We start from the raw sequence: 20784 nt of genomic DNA, 5'->3' as shown, positions 1-20784 counted from the left end.
GCTAAGTAAAACAAGTTGTGCGCTTTGCGAACACTTGTTAGTATATCGAACATTAGTGTAGGTTTGAGAATATTTAATGTCAAAGCAAGAACAGGGAAAACATGATGGTGATCAAGTAATGATCAAATCTTCAGAGATTGTTCAGTCATTAGTAAAGGGTCTAGCGGTTATTCAAGCATTTAATAAAGACAGAGCATCAATGACGCTGTCTGAAGTTGCCAGTGCCACGGGGTTCACGCGAGCAGCGGCAAGGCGGTTTTTACTGACTTTAGTTAATGAAGGGTATGCTAAACAAACAGGTAAACAGTTTTCGTTAACGGCTAAAATACTTAGTTTAGGTTTTGCTTACCTCGCCTCTCAAGATATTTGGCAAAATGCCAAACCATTGATGGGGCAGCTGGTTGAGCAACTTAATGAGTCGTGCTCGGCAGCGGTATTAGAAGGTGAAGAGGTTGTCTATGTTGCGCGTGTTGCGACCACAAAACGTTTAATGTCTGTTAGTTTGAATATGGGTACTCGCTTACCTGCATTTTCAACGTCATTAGGGCGCGTGCTGTTAGCTGATATGACAGATAAAGCCTTAAATGACTTTTTGACAACATGCCAGCTAGAGCAATATACGGCTCACACCTTAACTAACAAAGCTGAATTAATAGCAGAAATGTCACAGGTGAACCGGCAAGGTTATTCGTTAGTAGAGCAAGAGCTAGAGCTGGGGTTAACCTCTGTGTCTGTACCGGTACGAGATCACGCTGGAAAAGCCGTTGGCGCGCTAAGCATTAGTACGCATATTTCGCAAACAACGACAGAGCAAGTATTAACGACTATTTTACCGGCGTTAAAAGCCAGTGCTAAGGCTATTGAGCAGCAAATACCAATTTGATTAAATTTCTTCCCAGCTCAGAGCTGTACCCAATGCTCAATAACAAGGCAAATTTGTTTAGGTCTAGTCATTCTAAACCACATAAATTTAACGATGTTAGTGGGCATTGAGTAAGCTCCCGTAGGGCGAGTTTAAAGGGGGCATATGCTGCGTTATTGATTTTGACAAGGACGCTACAGGGATGTAGCTTTTTAGAGAATGCAGGAGCTTATTCTCCTGAATAACCATTCTCTTCAATCAATGCCTTGCCTCTAAACCCTTTAACTCTCGCTGAGTGGGAAAGAACTTAACCAACTTGGTATAAAGTATTGAGTAGCGGACATATAAATGCTGGTTGAATATAGCGAGTTATGTTTTAATACATAATATGCACTGTAATAAAATACAGTGTTTGTTGCTGGTTTTCCTCGAGAGTAATATCCAATATGAATTTTTCCATAGAACAACAACACCTTTTACCACTTGCGTTAACGCTGGCTTTGGTGTTTTTTTTAATGCTGATAGCGGTGTTATTTCGCCTAAGTAACATAAGTAAAACGACTCTAGCGCAAAACGCTGAACAAGAGCAGCGTTTGATAGAGCAGATAAGCAAATACTTTTCAGAGCAATCACTGCATTTACAGCAAAATTATCAACAAATTAACCAGCAACAATTATCACAAGCGCATGATAAGCAACAATTGCAGTTATCGAATAATATAGATCAACAGATGGCTGATTTACGCATTAAGCTGATGAGACAAGTTAACGAATTGCAAACTCAGCTTACAACCAATCAAAGCCAATCATTAGATCAGGTGATTAATCATCTCAATAATACCGGTCAAGCTAATCGAGAAGAGTTGGCTAAAACCTTGGCGCAAAGTAGTGACCAAATGAGTAAGCGTATTGATGGTTTAACCCAAGCGACCGATAAACGCTTACAAGAAATTAGTGGTCAAGTAGAAAAACGGTTAGCTGAAGGCTTTGAAAAAACCACTAAAACTTTTAGTGATATTTTACAGCGTTTGGCATTAATTGATGATGCGCAGAAAAAAATTACTGAGCTGTCTACCAACGTAGTGAACTTGCAAGAAGTACTTAATGATAAGCGCTCACGGGGGGCGTTTGGTGAGGTGCAATTAAATAGCCTGATCAGAAACGTATTACCAGAGCAAAGTTTTAAACTTCAGCATACCTTATCAAACGGTAAGATTGCCGATTGTGTGCTCTTCTTACCTAAACCTACCGGTAATGTAGTAGTTGATTCTAAATTTCCGTTAGAAAATTATCGGAAAATGATGGACTTTGAAAGTCATGAGGTTGAACGAAAATCAGCACTGCGTCAGTTTAAAATTGATATCAAAAAACATATTAATGATATTAGTGATAAATATCTGATTGATAACGAAACGGCTGATGGCGCCATTATGTTTATTCCGGCAGAGGCTATTTTTGCAGAAATCCATGGTCATCAAAGTGATCTGGTTGAATATGCCAATAAGAAACGCGTTTGGCTGACATCACCAACAACCTTAATGGCCATATTAACAACGGCACGCTCGGTACTTAAAGATGAAGCGACTCGTCAGCAAATACACATTATTCAGTCGCATCTGTCTGATTTAGCACAAGACTTTAATCGCTTTAAAGGCCGTTTTGCTAACCTTGCAAGACATATAGATCAGGCGGCAACAGATGTGAAGAAAATCCATACTTCGGCAGATAAAATATCTAGCCGTTTTGAAAAAATAGAACAAGTGGACCTAGGTGAAAAAGAATCCTTAGAACAGCTTGAGTAAAGTGTTAATTAAATAAATACTATTTTAGTCTGGTGTCATAGTTTACATACCTGTAATGTAAAATATTCAACGTTATTGATTTCTTATTTATCTTTATTTAACAGTATTACCTAAGGTAAAAATGTAACCTTGCTATTATGTGGTTTATAAAATTTTATTATTCTATGTTAAAGGTCAATTCAGCTATGTTTAAAATATTGTGCCGTTTACTCTTAGTTTCGCTATTATTTTCATCAAGTTTTATCATGGCTAAACAAGATCTGAGAGTGGGAGTGGGAAACTTTCCACCTTTTTTTATTGAAGAAAGCCAGCAAGGTATATTTCTTGAAATTACCGAAGCAATATTCAAAAAACTCCCCGAATTTAATGTGAAATTTATCTATATGAGTAATCATAGGTTATTGCATGAAATTAATTCAGGTAAAAGAATTGATGTCGCATGTAATATATTTTCAGATTCACAAGTTGATGGTTTCTTATCAACAGCTCTTTTTCGATATACAGATGTCGCGGTATCAAAAAAATCAGCCCAACTGGATGTGAATGAGATTGACGATCTACAAAATTTGTCTATTGCGGCATATCAAGGAGCTAAAGAATTACTTGGATCTGACTTTAAGAGAATGGCACTCGCTAATCCACAGTACAGTGAGCATCCTCAACCTAAAGAAACCACTTATATGATGGTTGGCGGTCAGAAGGATATACGTATTGGTGATATCAATATTTTTTTACATGACTTAGCGAATAATCATTATAAAAGTGAAGTTAAAATAGATTTACAAGACTTTAGCATCCATAGATTATGGCCTGACGTCTATTCACATATGGCCTTTAAAGATGAAAAGCTTCGAAACTCAGTCAATAAGGTTATCAAAGAGCTAACGGATAATGGCACGATAGAGGCAATTTACCTTAAGTATCAATAGCATTATTATTAAAAACAGTGAACAAGTGTTCACTGTTTTTAATTGTAAAATGAAAAAGGGGATTAAAAAGCGACATTAACAAAAACAATAACTAATAAAACTGGGCAGATAAAACGTAAATAAAAGCCAAGTAATCTTAATGACCTATGTTGGTTTAATTGGGCAATATCAGTAAGCTGATTACCACGCTTCCACAACCAACCTACAACGATGAAATAAAACAATGACATCAAGGGTTGTAAAATAGTCGTTAATAGCTGAATCACTAAGCCAAATAATTGCTCAAAAAAGGCGATAAGTAACATACTGGCAATAAAAACCACTCCAGAGATTAACCAAGTCGCACGCTTTCTTGTCATCGCTTTGTCTTCAATGAGATAGGCAACCGGTACTTCAGTTGATGAAATAGTTGAGGTAAGAGCGGCAATTGATAACAACGCAAAGAACGCAAAAGAAACAAGTAAACCTACGCTCCCCATAGAGCTAAATAGTGTCGGTAAAATATTAAAAATAAGTTGGCCTTCACCAATTAAATGCCCGTCAATAAACACTTCTTGGCCATTATGTTGGGCAACAAAAAGTGCCGGGATAATAAGTAAACCGGCAATAAAAGCAATAAAGGTATCAAGTAAGGTGATGGAAAGTACCAATTTACCAACACTTTGGCCTTTAGGCATATAAGAGCCATAAGCCATCATGGCACCCACACCAATCGCGAGTGAGAAAAAAGCTTGTCCCATCGCTGAGATTATTAACTTTGGATCAGTTATTTGACTAAAGTCAGGCACTAAATAAAGAGTCACTCCTTGTGCAGCACCTTCTTGTTGCAAGATATAGACTATTAAACCCAACAACATCACTAATAACATTGGCATTAATCGCGCAGACCAACGCTCAATACCACTGTGTACGCCTTGATGCACGATAGCTGCGCCTAGTACTATAAATATTGGCGTAAAGATGATATTGCGCAGTGTGCTTGACGTTGATAGCCATTGAGATAGATCCATCAAGCCGACTAATTCAGCTAATGAGGCGAGGGCATGTGCCAACATCCAACCAGCGACTATGGTATAAAAACTTAGCATCATCATAGCGCCAATAATACCGATAATACCGGCAGAGTGGCCGAGCTTTTTAAAACGTTTACCACAAGCGTTAGCTAAGGCGGATACTGGGTTGGTTTGTGCTTGATTACCAATGTATATTTCTGCATAAAGCGCAGGTAAAGCAAGTAAAAAAGTCACTGCTAAATAGACAACTAAAAAAGCACCACCGCCATTATTTGCCGCTTGAGTAGGAAAGCCCCAAATATTTCCTAAGCCTATGGCTGCACCTGCTGCAGCTAAAACAAAACCAAGACGAGAATGAAAAGAATCACGAGAAGAAGCAGTGGTCATAAATAGTGAGTTGTCGTTAAAAATTAGTTGCGCAAAGCTTACCGAGTTACGGCGCTTAGGGGAAGTATTATTCATTGCTTTTGTTACATTTTTGCTAGCAATAAGAAGAGAAAAGTTATGGTATAATACTGTCATTTTGTAACTAGTAATAATTGAAGAGCAAGATATGTTAAAGCATGAAATTATCCCGGTAACTCTTTTTGAGCAAAACTGTACCTTATTTTGGTGTAGTGAAACTAAACAGGCTGCGGTAGTTGATCCTGGTGGGGATATAGAAAGAATCAAAGCTGGCATCAGTAGACATGGTTTAACGCTTGAGAAAATTTTGATTACTCATGCACATATTGACCATGCTGGGGCTACGGACGCCCTTGCCAATCATTTTGATGTCTTAATTGAAGGTCCGCACAAGGAAGATCAGTTCTGGATAGATGGTATTGAAGATCAAAAACAACGCTTCGGTGGTTCTTTCTCGTATGCAACAAAGTTTACCCCGAACCGTTTTTTAGATCAGGGTGATACGGTTAGCTTTGGTAATATAGTGATGGAAGTCTATTTTTGCCCAGGTCATACACCCGGTCATGTGGTGTTTTTTCATCGTGAATCAAAACTTGCCCAAGTGGGTGATGTGTTATTTAGTGGCTCTATTGGTCGTACTGATTTCCCTCGCGGCGACCATGCTACATTGATTAACTCTATCCGTAACAACTTATTTCATCTAGGTGATGATGTTCGTTTTATCCCTGGTCATGGGCCAATGAGTACTTTTGGGCAAGAACGTCGTAATAACCCTCATGTAAGTGATGCAGCGGTAGGAAGAAGATAATGACTGGTTTGGTTTTAAAAGCTCAGCGTCAATTAAGAAAAATAGACAACAGTAAAATATTTCAAGGCATTGTTATTGCCGTAATTTTATTATCAGCGCTATTGATAGGAGCAAAAACACATAACTTATCATCTAACGCTATTGCCATTTTACTCTTCATGGATGTGGTGGTAACGGTATTTTTTGCGGTAGAAATATCTATTCGATTTTTAGCTTGCCCTGAAAAGAAAATATTCTTTAAAAATGGCTGGAACATTTTTGATACCGTTATTGTTGTGGGTAGCCTAGTTCCATCGGGTGGCTCTGGCGTATTACTTGCTCGTTTATTACGTGTGTTCCGTGTTTTACGTTTAGTATCAATGGTGCCAGAATTACGCTTATTGATAAATGCATTACTCAAAGCGATACCTCGTATGGGCTATATCGCGCTACTCATGTTTGTCATTTTCTATATCTATGCTGCTATCGGTAGCATGTACTTTAGTCCGATTAACGAAGTATTGTGGGGCGATGTGTCGATCTCTATGCTGACTTTATTTCGAGTGGCGACTTTTGAAGATTGGACTGATGTCATGTACGAAACTATGGCCGTTCATCCATTAAGCTGGATTTATTATTTAACCTTTATCTTTTTAACCGCCTTTATCTTTTTAAATATGATGGTCGGTACCGTATTAGAAGTGATGAGCCAAGAGCATGAACTGTTTCGCGCTGAGCAACACGGTGAAAGTGGTGATGGTGGTGAGCCAGCTAGTCGTGCGCAAATTGATAAGTTAGAAAAAGAACTAGCAGAAATAAAAGCGCTGTTATTAGCGAAAAAGTGAGTTAGGTAGCCGTTTATAGGCAGATACTCAGTTGAGTTTCTGCCTATTACCAAGCTTTATGTTTATTGAGTTTGTTTAAACTGAGTAATAATACGGTCTAGATGATTAGCAAAATTTTGTCTATCGGTTTGATTTAATGCCGGTGGCCCACCTGTATGCACGCCACTAGCACGCATGGTGTCCATAAAATCACGAATGTTAAGGCGTGATTTTATATTCTCTTTAGTATAAAGCTCGCCACGTGGACTCAGGGCAATACCGCCTTTATCTATTACTTCATCAGCCAATGGAATATCACTGGTAATAACTAAATCATTCGCGTTAATACGCTTAACTATTTCATCGTCAGCAACATCAAAGCCACTACTTACCTGCATAAAACTGAGGAAGGGTGAAGGTGGTATACGGATATGATGATTGGCTACTAAAGTTATAGCTATTTTAGTTCTATCCGCCGCTTTAAATAATATCTCTTTGATAACAACTGGACAGGCGTCTGCATCAACCCAAATTTTCATGTTTTTCCCTCGGGTCTGTTGACCACTCGCGTTATATTTACTTATCCTAGTATGATACCGTAATTCATTCGATAATTAAAAACTTGCTCACTAAATACTTGGGTATACTTTTGAGCATAAACCTAAGTAAGCTGGACTTATAAAACATGCTAAATCCGCACTACCAACAAATATGGCAAACGGTACAGTTAATACCTGAAGGTAAGGTTGCCTGTTATGGACAAATAGCTGATTTGGCCGGCTTACCTGGTAGGGCTCGTATGGTTGGTAAAGCATTGGGGAACGTGCCTAAGGATGGTTGGCGTGGACAAGCAGTACCTTGGTTTAGAGTCATTAACTCACAAGGTAAGATTTCTTTTCCACCGGGCAGTGAACACTTTGATAAGCAGAAGAATCACCTACAAGATGAGCAGGTCGTTGTGATTGGCTGCAGAATAAAACTTAAAGACTTTCAATGGCAACCTGATTTGTCCGAGATACTGTTTTCACTGGAATTTTAAGAAGGAGGCAGGCTAATAATTTTTAAGCTAGGGGTAGTTAAAACAAAAAAGCCCAGTCAAAGACTGGGCAAAAAAACAAATGGAGAAACATAAAGGAAAAACAGGATGAGAATTAAGACTTAAGGGCCCCATTCAATAAACTTTTACCATTAATAGCAATCTTTCGAGGTTTTAATGCTTCGGGAACCTCTCTTTCTAAATCAACGTGCAACAAACCGTTTTCCATAAAGGCACCAATGACTTTTACGTGCTCACCAAGCTGGAATTTTCGTTCGAAATTACGCTCTGCAATGCCTTGATGCAAGAACTGACGAGGGCTTTTACTCGCGTCTTGCTGCGGATTGGCAGTGGTTTGTTTAGTACCAACAATGGTTAAACCGTTGTCTTTAGATTCAATATCAATGTCTTCTTCACTAAAGCCAGCGACAGCCATGGTAATTCGGTATTGATTTTCTGCCAATAACTCAATGTTATAAGGCGGATATGAGGATTGTTTGCCAGGTTGAGACGCTTTATCAATTAAACCAGCTAAATGGTCAAAGCCAATGAATGAACGATAAAGAGGGCTGAAATCTGTAGTGTTACGCATAATAGTTATCCTAAAATATAGCAATAAAGTGATTATTATTTTAAATAGCGACGTTTTTATGTGGAGTCATTTTCTAGCAAAAATATTGCCTAGAGTTGAATGACAAAAAAACGTATTTTATTTTAAATAATGCTGCCTTTCACAATGAACAGGCAATTTTGATGTGTAGCCCCTTCCGGCGACTACACAATTATAGATGGGATTGATTACTGATTTTTCAAGAAATAATATGAGGAAAACTATTTTAATTTAATTAACGTACTGTTTTTATTACTATTAAAAAACAATTATTTTTCTGTTTCTTTTTCTACTTGATTATTAATTGTCTCACCATCGATAACAATAACGGGGGCTGTATATCTAACCTTTGCTAATGCTTTATCGTAATTAGGGTGCTGAGATATGTTAGCAACAAGCTCTTTGTAAACAATCTTGCCTTGGTCATTAATAACAAATATTGCACGGGTAAGCAGGCCCATATCTTTTATCAATAAACCATAACGAGCTCCAAAGTCACGCCAAACAGAGTCAGATAAGACCTTAATATCATCAACGTTTTCAACATCACAAAAACGTTTTTGAGCAAAAGGAAGGTCATTACTAATCGTTAAGATAGTAATATTGTCTGGAAGTTTTGCTGCTTCTTCATTGAATCGTTTTGTTTGAATAGAACAAACACCAGTGTCTAGGCTTGGTACAACTGATATTAATATCGTTTGTCCCTGGAAGTCTTTTAAGGTTACTGGCGCAAAGTTCTTATCTACCACTTTAAACTGTGGAGCTTGTTCGCCAACATTTACCTGCTGTCCTAGGAGGGTGACATACTTATCTCCAGCTTTGACAAGATTTTGGGTCGAGGTAAGTTTATTTGTATCAAAAGTGAAAGCATAACTAGTAGAAGCAAAGGCGAAACTGGCGATAAAAAAAGCACATAAGGTGATGTTTGAAGTAGGAAATTTCATGATGTATTAAAAAAATAGATTAAGGTGATCTGATCTTAGCCGTTTAGCGGTATAAATTCTATAAATAGTAATATTTCATTGTGTTTTATATTGGATACTCTATGGTTATCTATAGAGGCTAGTAATGTTTATACAGCCGTTATTGTTGTTTAGTTATCGTTTATGTAAGGCCCAAGATTAATATGACCACTAAATTATTAATTTGTGATGATTCCAATATGGCGCGCAAGCAAGTGGCGCGTTCATTACCCGATTGTTGGGATGTAGAAATAAGTTTTGCAGCTAATGGTGCTGAAGGAATTGAAGCGATAAAAGCAGGTAAAGGTGATGTGCTTTTACTTGATTTGAATATGCCAGTAATGGATGGGTATCAGGTTCTTGAAGCGATTTTAGCACAAGATTTACCAACGCTTACCATCGTAATATCAGGAGACATTCAACCTGAAGCTCATCAACGTGTTACCAGTTTAGGCGCGTTAGGGTTTATTCAAAAACCCGTCAATAAAGACATTCTCACTAAAGTACTTTCATCTTATGGGGTTTTCTGTAATGAAACTGCAATCAGTAGTGGTGAACTAGAAATATCGAATAATCCAGCTATTAATGAGGTTGTTACTCCAGCGCCAAATGCTGTAGTAAAAGCTCAGGTGAAACCTATAGCTACCCAAGTTAATGTTTCTCATGTTGATAGTGAGCCACAAGTCGATGAGCCCGAAATAAGCTTATCAGCAGATATGCGAGATTGTTATCAAGAAATAGCCAATGTGGCAATGGGACGTGCGGGTGATTTACTTGCTCGTTTACTTGATGTGTTTGTCGAGTTACCTATTCCTAATGTGAATTTTATCGAGGTGAGTGAGCTTCGAATGGCGTTAAAAGATATCGAAAATCATGAAAGCACTTCGGGTGTCTGTCAGGGATTTATTAGCGCAGGTATTTCAGGTGAAGCACTGTTGATTCTTAATGATTCAAGCTTTAAAGATGTCGCATCATTGATGAACTACCAATACGATGCAGATATGGGCACTGAATTAGAGTTATTAATGGATTTGGCTAACGTACTCATTGGTGCCTGCTTAAAAGGGGTGTCAGAACAGCTTGATATTCAGTTCAGCCAGGGACATCCAGAAGTATTAGGACAACATAGAAAGATCTCTGACTTAATTGCCAACAATGCCAATAAATGGAAAAAGACACTGGCAATAGAAATTAGTTATAGCATAGAGAACTACCCAATAAAGTGTGACTTGTTATTACTCTTTACAGAAAAGTCTATGAAAACACTTAATAATAAATTGGCCTATTTAATTGATTAACTACTGAGTTAGCAATTATAAATTACTAAGATAATAGATAATGAATTCGCGCGATTAAGCGACGACAGGAATTGGTTATGACGTTAGAAAAATCACAATTGAATGAACTACATTGGTTAATGGAAATGTTGCATAACATAGATGTTGGTCTCGTTGTGCTTGATAAAGAGTTCACTGTTCAAATATTTAATGGCTTTATGGAAAACCATAGTGGGTTATTACCCCGCGAAGTAAAAGGTAAGTTAATATTTGAACTATTTGAAGAGGTTCCACGGGATTGGTTTATTCGAAAAGCCGAGTCAGTGTTTTTACTCAAGAATAAAGCCTTCACTATATGGGAACAAAGACCCTACTTATTTAAGTTTGATAGTTATCGTCCTGTTACCGGTAGTGCTGAATTTATGTATCAAAACACGACCTTTATTCCGCTATTATCTTCTACCGGTGAGGTAAGCCACTTATGTTTACTGGTTTACGATGTCACTGATAATGCGGTGCATAAGCAGAGCTTGAAAAAAGCCAATGCGGAGTTGGCAATCTTGAGTCAAACAGATGGTCTGACGCAATTATTTAATCGAACGCATTGGGAGTCGTGTTTATTAGCAGAACATAAACGCTGGAGTAGAAGTCAGCATTCAAGTTCTTTAGTGATGATAGATATTGATCATTTTAAAAATGTTAATGACAGTTATGGGCATATGGTAGGAGATGAAGTCATTCGTCATCTTTCAGGATTGATTCGCCATCATGTCAGAGAAACCGATGTTTGTGGGCGTTATGGCGGAGAAGAGTTTGCCATTTTATTGTCGGATACTCCCCTTAAAAATGCTTATGTATTTGCTGAAAGGCTCCGTAAAGAAGTGGCTGAGGCTACTGTTATTTATAATGATATCGATATTAAATATACCATTAGCGTAGGTGTTGCTGAAGTTGATGAGAGCATTACTAGTCATGAAGCTTGGATAGAGTGTGCTGATGCTGCTTTGTATAGGTCTAAAGAAACAGGGCGTAACAAAACTTCCCTGCATCCGAAGCAAACAAGATAAATAGCCTTTGCAGAATAAATAAAGTGTCGTAATCGGACACTTTATTTATTTATTTTACTTACGATTAAAGTCGATTAAATTTTATTACGAAAAGAGGCTACTAAAACTTAAAAGCTTTCATCACAAGCAGTGGTAAGAGTATCATCAGCCATAAGATTAAATTTGGCCATTGACTATAGGGTGTATCGCCCGAAACAAACTCCACCGTGCCCCTAAGTACTACTTCTTCAAATTGTGGCGCAATAGCGGTAACTTCACCTAAATGATTTATTATACCAGTCACACCATTATTTGTTGCTCTCACTAAGGGGCGACCAAATTCAAGCGCACGCATTCGAGCAATTTCAAAGTGCTGATGAGGACCATGAGAATCACCAAACCAAGCATCATTACTGACTGTTAAAATCATGTCAGTATCATCGGTAAAGTTGGCAGCTAACTGCGCAGGAAAAGCCACTTCAAAGCAATTTAACGGTAAGATATGTAAGCCATTGGCAATTAAATTTGGTTGTACATAATTTCCTGAAGTGAAAGATGACATAGGCAGATTAAAAAATGGCGCTATAGGACGAAGTAATTCTTGGAAGGGAACAAACTCACCAATAGGCAATAAATGACTTTTGTAGTATCTATTACTGTGATTGTAAGAATAACCTTGTTCATCTTCAATATTTTTCTTACCTAGCACAAGCAAAGCATTAAAGTATTCTTTGCTTTCAAAGTTATAGTTAATTAAGCCGGTGATTATTGTGCTGTTATTTAACATTGCAGAGCTGTTCACAGTACTTAAATAGTCTTGTACTGCAGGCTCTAATGCCGGAATAGCTGATTCAGGCCAAACAATAATATCAGCATCATAGTTGACCCGTGTTAAATCTAAATACTTTAACATGGTTGGCCATTCTTGCTCTGGTTGCCATTTTATAGATTGAGGGATATTACCCTGAATAAGCGCAATTTTAGCCGACTTTCCGGTTAATTCAGTCCAACTCAGCTGAGTAAGCACTAAACTTATCAGCATAATGCTTAAAGCTAAACCTAGCGGTAGAACTAATTTCTTACGCGTTACAGTGACTGTATTAGTTTGATTGTTTTGGTTATTTTTAAGTAAGTCAGTGCAAACACAGTAAATTTTTATCCAGCAAATATTTAACAGCAAGATAATACCAGTAAGACCCACTTCACCAATAACAGGCGCAAAGCTAGCCAATGGACTATCTATTTGGCTATAACCCAAAGACAACCAGGGAAATCCGGTTAATACAACAGAGCGTAAATATTCGCATAACAGCCACACTGATGGGAACAACCATAAGTTAACTTGTTTGTTCTTCGCTATTCTTGCGGTTAAATAGCCAGCAAGCGCAGGAAAAATAGCGAGGTAGGCACATAATGCTAACATCAGTAGCAAAGAGAATATAAGGGGGAGGCCACCAAATTGGTCAATGCTGACGTGGACCCAACTAATACCACTACTAAACCAACCAAAGGCAAATAAAGCTATTTTTTTAGCCGCTACTTTAGGTGATGCATGTCTAACTTGGTGTAGTATTATGCTAGGTAAAATTAATGCCAGCCACCAATAGGAGAAGGGGGCATAAGCAAACACCAAGAAAAAGCCACTAAAAAAGCATAGCCAATTACTCGGTGTAGTTAATTTATTTTTTATGGATTTAAAAACAGAAAGCTTACTGGTTTTAGTCACTTACTTTACCATTTATTTCGTGAGTTTTAGCAACACTCACTTGCAGCATTTGCATGCGTCTATTATCAGCAACCAGCACTTTAAATTCAAAGTTACCTAAGCTAAATAATTCACCTTTTTGTGGCATATGGTTAAACTGGCGCAAGACAATACCACCAATGGTATCGGCATCAGTTTCATTAAAGTCACAGTTAAAGTACTCATTGAAATCACTAAGCTCCGTAAGGGCTTTCACTAGATAAACATTACCCGCTAAATGTTTAATCTCTTCTTCAATTTCATCATCGGTTTCATCTTCAATTTCACCAACGATTTGTTCTAAAATATCTTCGATGGTGATAACACCGGAAACGCCACCGTATTCATCAACGACAATGGCCATATGATATCGATTTGAGCGAAACTCTTTTAATAAAGGTTCAACCTTCTTACTTTCAGGCACAATAATGGCAGGTCTAATTATATCACTTAGGCTAAAGTTATTGCTTTGAGAATTAAAGCTAAAGGCGAGTAGGTCTTTTGCTAATAAAATACCATCAACGTGATCGATATCTTCATTAACAACAGGGAAGCGGGAATGACCAGACTCTAGAATAATAGGTAAAAAATCTTCAAGACTGTGGTTAATATCAATAGTAACCATTTGCGATCGTGGGATCATAATATCTCGAACACGCATTTCTGAAACGTCTAAGACACCTTTAATCATTTGCTTAGTTTCAGGATTAATTAAATCTCTGTCTTGAGCATCATTTAATATATCAACTAATTGATCTTTGTTTTTCGGCTCAGGCGTTATTACTTGCAGAATTTTATGCAAAAAGGACTTGTTGGCTGAACCGTTACTAGAGTGGGGGGTGTCATCGCTCATAGAGCTATTTGTATTCCTTTATTAGATTATCGAGCATATTACTCATCAATTTATGAGTAATGGTGGTTTTTATCATTATGACTTATCTTTCAAAAGTAATAACTTATTGTTCTAAATAAGGATTGTCAATCCCTAGTTTCTGTAAAATGGAAATCTCAATAGATTCCATTTCCAGAGCTTCATCGTCATTTATATGATCAAAACCTACTAAATGCAAGCAACCATGAATTACAAGGTGAGCCCAATGTTCAAACAAGGCTTTATTTTGTTCTTGAGCTTCTTGCTGCATTACTTCAATGCAAATAATCAAATCGCCTAATAGGTTAAGTTCAATACCATCAGGTACTTCAAAAGGAAATGATAATACATTGGTTGGCTTATCTTTTCCTCTGTATTGATTATTCAACTGTTGGCTTTCTTCATTATTGACCAAGCGAATGGTGAGTTCAAAATCGAGGCTAGGCTTACTACTTACTTCGGCTAAAGCCGTATCAACCCATAGTTGAAATTGTTCTTCAGTAGGTAATTCTGTTGGAGTGCAGGCAATTTGAAGGTCGATTACATGAGCCATTAGCTTAAATCACTCTTATCATTGTTTGCTTGTTTAGCCTGCTTTTTTTCTTGATTTTGTCTATTAACTTTTTGATCATGGCTATCGTAGGCGTCAATAACGCGGGCAACTACCGGGTGACGAACGACGTCTTTAGACTGGAAAAAATTGAAACTAATACCATTGATATCTTGTAAAACTTCAATCGCATGACGAAGCCCTGACGTTTGATGGCGAGGTAAATCCACTTGGGTAATATCACCGGTAATAACAGCACGAGAGTTGAAGCCAATACGCGTTAGAAACATTTTCATTTGTTCTACGGTAGTATTTTGACTTTCATCTAAAATAATAAAGGCGTCATTAAGGGTTCTACCACGCATATAAGCTAGTGGTGCAATTTCGATAACATTGCGTTCTATTAGTTTTTCGACTCGTTCAAAGCCAAGCATTTCAAAAAGAGCATCATAAAGCGGTCTTAAATAAGGATCTATCTTTTGTGATAAATCACCAGGTAAAAAACCTAATTTTTCACCCGCTTCTACAGCAGGTCGGGTGAGTAAAATTCGACGAACTTCTTGACGTTCTAATGCATCTACCGCACAGGCAACTGCTAAGTATGTTTTACCTGTACCAGCCACACCGACACCAAAACTAATATCACTGGTAATTATGTTTTGTACGTAGTCTTGTTGATTACCATTGCGTGGTTTAACAACACCACGTTTGGTTTTAATGGTAACCATATCATCAAATTTCTTGCCTAACTGATCATCTACTTGACCACTGGATTTCGATGATACTTTATCGCTAAGCTGTTCTTGCTCAAGACAATCAGCTTCTAAAATGGCTAAATGTACCATTTCAGGGGTTATTATCTTGCCTTCCCCTTTAACTATTTGGCTTTCAAGATAAAGGTCTTTTAGAATGAGAACAACGGACTGACTATTTTTCGGTTTACCAACGACAGTAAACTCATGGCCACGGTAACTTATCTCAACACCTAAGCGGCGTTCAATAGTCTTTAAGTTATCGTCCATAGGGCCGCATAAATTGGCTTGTCTATGGTTGTCTACAGGTGTCAAACTGAAAACTTCTTTGGTTAGTTTAGTCGTTGGTGTCGTCAAATTTATTTCCGCTTTAGTAAATTAATCGTGTTAATAAAGTCTTTAAAAGACTGTTATGGCGTAAAAGTACCAACACCTAACTCGTCAAGATTACTTGCTGTTGTTGTGTGGTGATTATTTGCCAAAATATCAGCAGGAGAATGGGCAATTCGTAACCCCATATCTTTTTCTTCTCTGACTAATTCACCACGTAAAGAGTTGGCAACTACATCAGTAATTTTGATATCGACAAATTGGCCAATAACGCTATGTGGGGCAACAAAGTTAACCGTACGGTTATTTTCTGTTTTACCACGTAATTCCATCGGGTTTTTTCTAGAAGGACCTTCAACAAGAACACGTTGTTCTGTATTAAGCATTTGTCTGGCAATGCGTAATGCTTGGTGTGTTATTTGGTCTTGTAGTAGCTTTAAACGATCTTTCTTAGTTTGGTCACTAATATCATCAGGTAAATCCGCTGCTGGTGTACCTGGACGAGCGCTATAGATAAAGCTAAAACTTAAGTCAAAATCAACGGCTTTAATTAGGTCCATCGTGTCGGTAAAGTCTTCATCGCTTTCACCAGGGAAACCGATAATGAAATCAGAAGACATAGATAACTCAGGACGTACTTTCTTCAACTTACGTACTTGAGATTTATATTCAATGGCAGTATGGCCACGTTTCATTTGCGTTAGAATGCGGTCACAACCACTTTGAACGGGAAGATGTAAGTGATTTACTAATTCAGGGATATCAGCATAGGCTTCAATAATATCGTCAGTAAACTCAACCGGATGAGAGGTGGTATAACGAATACGGTCGATACCATCTATGGTAGCAACTAAGCGTACCAAATCAGCAAAGCGGCAAATAATATCATCGTGTGTTGCACCACGATAAGCGTTAACATTTTGACCGAGTAAGTTTACTTCACGTACACCTTGCTCTGCTAGTTGCGCTATTTCGTATAGTACGTCATCAAGAGGGCGACTTACTTCTTCGCCACGTGTGTAAGGTACTACACAGAAAGTACAATATTTACTACAACCTTCCATGATAGAAACAAAAGCACTAGCACCGTCAGCTTTAGGCTCAGGTAAGCGGTCAAACTTTTCAATTTCTGGAAAGCTTACGTCAATGATTGGGCTTTTTGAATGTTGTAGCTGGTTTAACATTTCAGGTAAGCGATGTAGTGTTTGCGGACCAAAAATCATATCAACAAAAGGCGCACGCTTACGAATAGAATCACCTTCTTGTGAGGCGACACAACCACCAACACCAATCAGTAATTCAGGTTTTTTATCTTTAAGATTTTTCCAACGACCTAGTTGATGAAATACTTTTTCTTGCGCTTTCTCACGAATGGAGCAAGTATTAAGCAAAATAACATCAGCTTGTTCCGCTTCTTCAACCAACGAGAAACCATGAGTTGAATCCAACAATTCTGCCATCTTCTGCGAGTCATACTCGTTCATCTGACAGCCCCAAGTTTTGATATATAACTTTTTACTCATTACTTTACTCTTCACACGCGATTTTATACGGGAAATGCCTAAACATGTCCCCTACAGATAAAAGGAGGCGTATTTTATACCAAATAGCCGCTAATTTCGAATGAATAAGTAAATGTCTTCATTATATTTTTTATTGAGAAGGAAATAGCCTAATTTAAGGTCATTAATGGGAAGCTAATAACCAGCTGACTACTGCCGTCATCATTATCAAAAGTATTAAGCGAGGCATGGTGCTTAGTGGTAATTTGACGGATAGTATAACTCGCTAAGTCGAAATTAATTTTACTATTAAGTTGGCTAAAAGAGTCATTATCGCTATTAACTGTCAGCCATAGTTTTTGTTTGACCTCTTGCAAGGTTAAGCTAAAGTTTTTAACTTCACTCTTGAATATGGCAGACATAAGGGCTTCAAAGATGACTTTATATACATTAGCTCTGAGCTCATAATTTAAATCGTCGACTTTATCATCAAGGGTATAGTGTAATTTAACTTCGTATTTACTTTGGACATAGTCAGCTAAAAAAGGAATAGCAATGCTTAAGGTTTTACCGGCAAGGTTATCGGGCTCTTGCGCATTAATCCTTTCTTTAAGTACCAATAAACTCTTCTCAATTAACTGCTTACTTTGCTCTAATTCATTGTTTGCTAGCGAGGAAGAAGTCAGTAGTAAATTACGTTGAATAGTATTCATCAGTTTACCGTAATTTCTCATGTCATCTTTGAGCAAATTATGAATATGTTTAATTGATTTTGTTCGCAAAAATAATAACCAAGCAGTCAATAGCACGATAAAAAATACCAATAAGGTATAAAGAATTCTCAGCTCGATTGTCCAATACCATGGATAGGCGACCCTAATCTCAGTATAGGCTTTTATATCACTCCATTGCCCTAAGCTATTAGTTGCCATGATTTCAATATTATAATGACCAGAAGCAAGGCCAGTTAAGGTTAGCTGGTTATTACTAATTTTCTGCCATGGGTTAGTGTTAATTCGATACTGATACTGCTTTTCTAGTCCAGGACGGTAGTCTAAGCTGGCTAAATTAAGCGTGATAACATCATTGCCACTTTCTATTTCGATTGTTTTATTGAGTAAGTAAGATTTACCAGAAATGGTGGTTTTACTAATGATAACGTTCGGATTAAATTGTTTTTGTTCTGATAGGTTGAGGGCGAGTACACCACTGTAATGAATGGCATAAAGCGTTCCATCTTTGACTACCATACTGCTGACAAAAGAATATTGCTGAGTATTTTCTATCATGGTCACTTGATAGTTTTTTGGTGATATCCGATATAAACCAGGTTTTCCTGAAGCCCATATCTCACCATTAAATAATATCATCTCGGTGAAACTATGGCCTTGAGATAGTTGAGCTAATAAGTCACCTTGTTGATTGAATACTAATATGCCATCGCCGAGCGTTGAAGCAAAAATTTTGTTATCGGTGTAAACAAAAGAAATAACCTTACTTTTATTTGGCGTAATTAAGGTGATGACTTTATTAAGCAGAGGCTGATAAAGGCTAATGTTATTGATAGATGCAATCCAAAGTATGCCAGTATCTAAAGGCAGCACATCAATAACTTCTGTATTAGGTAAACCATCTGCAACACTAATGTGCTTAATTACCTTCTCAGTACTTAGATCATAGATATAAAGACCGTGATAATTAGTGGTGATATAGAGTAAATTTTTTTTATGCTCTAACTTTAAAATGAGTTTATCCGCAACAGCATCCAGTTTAGTTACTTTTTTTGAGCTTTTATCATAAAGCCATAAGCCATCTTTACTGCCAATATATAGCTTTTGATTGATCTCTAGTACGTCAAATATTTTCAAGCCTGCTTTGGTAAAATCAACATTAATATTTGGGTCAAATACAGGCTTTAAGAAGTTTTGTAAACCAGCGCCATAGCTGCCAATAATTATTTCATTATCAAATAATGTTATTTCATTAGCATTGATTGGAATATCAAAAATAACTTCATGATTGGTTATATAGTTTTCATTAAGTTTCTCAACTCCGTGGCTGCTAACTAGCCATAACACACCTGAAGCATCATGAAAGGTACTTCTAAGACGTACTGGCTCACTATCACCATAATGGTGGGGCAAGGTTAATAATGAAGTACCATTGTATTTATTAACTTTACCGGTATTACTAATAGTAAAGAAATTATCATTATGGAAGGCTTTTGTTAGGGAGTATATTTTTTCACTGTGTTTGATACTCGAAAGCTGCCCATCATCAGATAGTCGATAAATTTTATCAGGTGTAATCGCTATTATTGCATCTGATAGTGCTACTAGGCTCGTTATATGACCATTAATAACTTGTTTAAGTGTCTCGCCTTGCAGCTGAAATAAGCCTTCGTTATTCGCTATGTAGAGGTGGTTTTGGTTATGAACAAGGTTACTGATTATTATATCATGGCTAATAACATGTGTTTTTTTATCAATAGGGTCATAACGATAAAGCTTATTTGGTGCGTTGATATAAAAATTTTCTTTAAACATTACTGCGTTGTAATGACTTTGTCTTGGGATATCAGCGGGGATATTCTCAGCTTTACCGGTACGAGTATCAAATAACCATAAACCGTGAGTTTCTGTAGCAAGAAGAAGTTGGTCGTCAATGAGGCTTATATCATGAATCCAAGAATAGGGCAGAGGCCACTCTTGATTGTTAAGCGAGAAAGTAATGTTAGCATTGGCATCAACACGTGTTAAACCTTGTTGCCCAGCAAGCCAAACGAAACCGCGTTTATCTTGTGCTATTTTTGTTATATTACTGTATGTACTTAAGGGGGATGAGTTATACCCATAACTGGAAAATGACATTAAGAAAAGGCTAAGAGATACAAAAACAATGCACTTAGCCTTGGATGTTTTAAGTAAACAAGCGCTAAACGATACTTTTTGGCTTGATGTTATTACCCGTATCATGGTCTTTATCACCACAGGCGACAAAAACGTTCGGGATACCATCATCAATTGTCGGCTTTTGTACCAGCAAGTAAGTAGGTTTTCGAGGATCATTTTGATGTTTTTTCTCTGCCCAAGCGTTAGATATCTTATCAGCAAATTGCTGGCCGTATTTTACTGCGAAGGCAGTGACTAGCATCTCAACACCAAAGTCATCCATAACCAACATAGTGTTGTTATGGTATCCGCTTGTACTATCAAAATCTATATCTACCGTTAAAATTTTATCGTTAGGCAATACTAAGTCAGCACGTAGCTTGGCAACAACCGCTCTATCACTCTTTGCTTTTAAATTTGTACGATTAGGCTTTTCAGTAAAATCATATATTAAATTAAGATCCTTACTTAAGCGTTTTTCTTCGGTAAAATTTTCCGTGATTGATTTCTGTGATAGTGCAGACATAGTGCTTCCTTGATGATTAGTTAAATAGTTTTAGTGACTATTAGATATACCTGTAAAGGTGACAA

At 37.4% G+C, this 20784-nt stretch carries 19 protein-coding genes; 8 read left to right on the top strand and 11 right to left on the bottom strand.

Annotated elements, in window-relative coordinates:
• The first annotated feature begins 76 nt into the window (after positions 1-76).
• The 3 genes from CXF85_RS03170 (at position 77) to CXF85_RS03160 (ending at position 3593) form a co-directional block, all read left to right on the top strand.
• On the top strand, positions 77-883 hold the full coding sequence (locus tag CXF85_RS03170; protein WP_101227065.1) for an IclR family transcriptional regulator domain-containing protein: 807 nt from the start codon (positions 77-79) through the stop codon (positions 881-883).
• Positions 884-1308: 425 nt separating this feature from the next.
• On the top strand, positions 1309-2664 hold the full coding sequence (locus CXF85_RS03165) for a DNA recombination protein RmuC (protein ID WP_101227064.1): 1356 nt from the start codon (positions 1309-1311) through the stop codon (positions 2662-2664).
• 245 nt (positions 2665-2909) lie between these two features.
• The gene (locus CXF85_RS03160; RefSeq protein ID WP_232771056.1) at positions 2910-3593 is read left to right on the top strand and encodes a substrate-binding periplasmic protein; all 684 of its coding nucleotides are present in this window, start codon (positions 2910-2912) and stop codon (positions 3591-3593) included.
• A gap of 62 nt (positions 3594-3655) precedes the next feature.
• On the opposite strand, the gene CXF85_RS03155 is transcribed toward CXF85_RS03160, so the two are convergent.
• Complete coding sequence (locus CXF85_RS03155) at positions 3656-4993, bottom strand: sodium-dependent transporter (protein ID WP_101227326.1); 1338 nt, start codon at positions 4991-4993, stop codon at positions 3656-3658.
• A 166-nt stretch (positions 4994-5159) separates the two neighbouring features.
• Here CXF85_RS03155 and CXF85_RS03150 point away from each other — a divergent pair, with 166 nt between their 5' ends.
• Positions 5160-5819 (top strand): MBL fold metallo-hydrolase, encoded by a 660-nt coding sequence (locus CXF85_RS03150; protein ID WP_101227063.1) that lies wholly within the window; start codon positions 5160-5162, stop codon positions 5817-5819.
• Entirely contained in the window at positions 5819-6643 is an 825-nt protein-coding gene (locus CXF85_RS03145) for an ion transporter (protein ID WP_101227062.1), read from the top strand. Before CXF85_RS03150 ends, CXF85_RS03145 begins: the two co-directional genes overlap by 1 nt.
• A gap of 62 nt (positions 6644-6705) precedes the next feature.
• Here CXF85_RS03145 and CXF85_RS03140 read toward each other — a convergent pair whose 3' ends face one another.
• The gene (locus CXF85_RS03140) at positions 6706-7161 is read right to left on the bottom strand and encodes a YaiI/YqxD family protein (protein ID WP_101227061.1); all 456 of its coding nucleotides are present in this window, start codon (positions 7159-7161) and stop codon (positions 6706-6708) included.
• A 146-nt stretch (positions 7162-7307) separates the two neighbouring features.
• Between CXF85_RS03140 and CXF85_RS03135 the strand changes: the two genes are divergently transcribed.
• Entirely contained in the window at positions 7308-7661 is a 354-nt protein-coding gene (locus tag CXF85_RS03135) for an MGMT family protein (RefSeq protein WP_101227060.1), read from the top strand.
• A 112-nt stretch (positions 7662-7773) separates the two neighbouring features.
• On the opposite strand, the gene CXF85_RS03130 is transcribed toward CXF85_RS03135, so the two are convergent.
• Positions 7774-8250, bottom strand: coding sequence for an Hsp20 family protein (locus CXF85_RS03130; RefSeq protein WP_101227059.1), 477 nt, complete (start codon positions 8248-8250; stop codon positions 7774-7776).
• A 287-nt stretch (positions 8251-8537) separates the two neighbouring features.
• Entirely contained in the window at positions 8538-9212 is a 675-nt protein-coding gene (tpx, locus tag CXF85_RS03125) for a thiol peroxidase (protein WP_101227058.1), read from the bottom strand.
• A gap of 182 nt (positions 9213-9394) precedes the next feature.
• Here tpx and CXF85_RS03120 point away from each other — a divergent pair, with 182 nt between their 5' ends.
• A complete protein-coding gene (locus CXF85_RS03120; protein ID WP_101227057.1) occupies positions 9395-10528 on the top strand; it encodes a response regulator in 1134 nt (377 codons plus the stop codon).
• A gap of 77 nt (positions 10529-10605) precedes the next feature.
• Positions 10606-11574: a GGDEF domain-containing protein gene (locus CXF85_RS03115; RefSeq protein ID WP_101227056.1), complete on the top strand. Its 969-nt coding sequence runs from the start codon at positions 10606-10608 to the stop codon at positions 11572-11574.
• A gap of 100 nt (positions 11575-11674) precedes the next feature.
• On the opposite strand, the gene lnt is transcribed toward CXF85_RS03115, so the two are convergent.
• From lnt to CXF85_RS03080, 7 genes are all read right to left on the bottom strand, one after another.
• Positions 11675-13279, bottom strand: a complete 1605-nt coding sequence (gene lnt, locus CXF85_RS03110) for an apolipoprotein N-acyltransferase (protein ID WP_101227055.1) — start codon at positions 13277-13279, stop codon at positions 11675-11677.
• The gene (locus tag CXF85_RS03105) at positions 13272-14150 is read right to left on the bottom strand and encodes an HlyC/CorC family transporter (RefSeq protein ID WP_101227054.1); all 879 of its coding nucleotides are present in this window, start codon (positions 14148-14150) and stop codon (positions 13272-13274) included. The genes lnt and CXF85_RS03105 overlap by 8 nt, the downstream gene beginning before the upstream one ends.
• Before the next feature lie 103 nt (positions 14151-14253).
• Positions 14254-14721, bottom strand: coding sequence for an rRNA maturation RNase YbeY (gene ybeY, locus CXF85_RS03100; RefSeq protein WP_101227053.1), 468 nt, complete (start codon positions 14719-14721; stop codon positions 14254-14256).
• Positions 14721-15827 carry a PhoH family protein gene (locus CXF85_RS03095; protein WP_101227052.1) on the bottom strand — a complete coding sequence of 369 codons (1107 nt, stop codon included), beginning with the start codon at positions 15825-15827 and terminating at the stop codon, positions 14721-14723. The genes ybeY and CXF85_RS03095 overlap by 1 nt, the downstream gene beginning before the upstream one ends.
• Positions 15828-15880: 53 nt before the next feature.
• A complete protein-coding gene (gene miaB, locus CXF85_RS03090; RefSeq protein WP_101227051.1) occupies positions 15881-17323 on the bottom strand; it encodes a tRNA (N6-isopentenyl adenosine(37)-C2)-methylthiotransferase MiaB in 1443 nt (480 codons plus the stop codon).
• Between the two features lie 149 nt (positions 17324-17472).
• Entirely contained in the window at positions 17473-20277 is a 2805-nt protein-coding gene (locus tag CXF85_RS03085) for a ligand-binding sensor domain-containing protein (RefSeq protein ID WP_232771055.1), read from the bottom strand.
• The gene (locus CXF85_RS03080) at positions 20237-20719 is read right to left on the bottom strand and encodes a hypothetical protein (protein ID WP_101227049.1); all 483 of its coding nucleotides are present in this window, start codon (positions 20717-20719) and stop codon (positions 20237-20239) included. Before CXF85_RS03080 ends, CXF85_RS03085 begins: the two co-directional genes overlap by 41 nt.
• Positions 20720-20784 lie beyond the last annotated feature (65 nt).

The organism is Colwellia sp. 75C3 (assembly GCF_002836255.1).
GTDB lineage: Bacteria > Pseudomonadota > Gammaproteobacteria > Enterobacterales > Alteromonadaceae > Colwellia.
Note: the sequence above shows the minus strand (reverse complement) of the source record. Positions and strands in the feature narration are given on the sequence as shown.

Coding starts and splice junctions, on each gene's coding strand:
- CXF85_RS03170 (WP_101227065.1), top strand. CDS start 77: ATGTCAAAGCAAGAACAGGGAAAACATGATGGTGATCAAGTAATGATC.
- CXF85_RS03165 (WP_101227064.1), top strand. CDS start 1,309: ATGAATTTTTCCATAGAACAACAACACCTTTTACCACTTGCGTTAACG.
- CXF85_RS03160 (WP_232771056.1), top strand. CDS start 2,910: ATGGCTAAACAAGATCTGAGAGTGGGAGTGGGAAACTTTCCACCTTTT.
- CXF85_RS03155 (WP_101227326.1), bottom strand. CDS start 4,993: ATGACCACTGCTTCTTCTCGTGATTCTTTTCATTCTCGTCTTGGTTTT.
- CXF85_RS03150 (WP_101227063.1), top strand. CDS start 5,160: ATGTTAAAGCATGAAATTATCCCGGTAACTCTTTTTGAGCAAAACTGT.
- CXF85_RS03145 (WP_101227062.1), top strand. CDS start 5,819: ATGACTGGTTTGGTTTTAAAAGCTCAGCGTCAATTAAGAAAAATAGAC.
- CXF85_RS03140 (WP_101227061.1), bottom strand. CDS start 7,161: ATGAAAATTTGGGTTGATGCAGACGCCTGTCCAGTTGTTATCAAAGAG.
- CXF85_RS03135 (WP_101227060.1), top strand. CDS start 7,308: ATGCTAAATCCGCACTACCAACAAATATGGCAAACGGTACAGTTAATA.
- CXF85_RS03130 (WP_101227059.1), bottom strand. CDS start 8,250: ATGCGTAACACTACAGATTTCAGCCCTCTTTATCGTTCATTCATTGGC.
- tpx (WP_101227058.1), bottom strand. CDS start 9,212: ATGAAATTTCCTACTTCAAACATCACCTTATGTGCTTTTTTTATCGCC.
- CXF85_RS03120 (WP_101227057.1), top strand. CDS start 9,395: ATGACCACTAAATTATTAATTTGTGATGATTCCAATATGGCGCGCAAG.
- CXF85_RS03115 (WP_101227056.1), top strand. CDS start 10,606: ATGACGTTAGAAAAATCACAATTGAATGAACTACATTGGTTAATGGAA.
- CXF85_RS03105 (WP_101227054.1), bottom strand. CDS start 14,150: ATGAGCGATGACACCCCCCACTCTAGTAACGGTTCAGCCAACAAGTCC.
- ybeY (WP_101227053.1), bottom strand. CDS start 14,721: ATGGCTCATGTAATCGACCTTCAAATTGCCTGCACTCCAACAGAATTA.
- miaB (WP_101227051.1), bottom strand. CDS start 17,323: ATGAGTAAAAAGTTATATATCAAAACTTGGGGCTGTCAGATGAACGAG.
- CXF85_RS03085 (WP_232771055.1), bottom strand. CDS start 20,277: ATGATACGGGTAATAACATCAAGCCAAAAAGTATCGTTTAGCGCTTGT.
- CXF85_RS03080 (WP_101227049.1), bottom strand. CDS start 20,719: ATGTCTGCACTATCACAGAAATCAATCACGGAAAATTTTACCGAAGAA.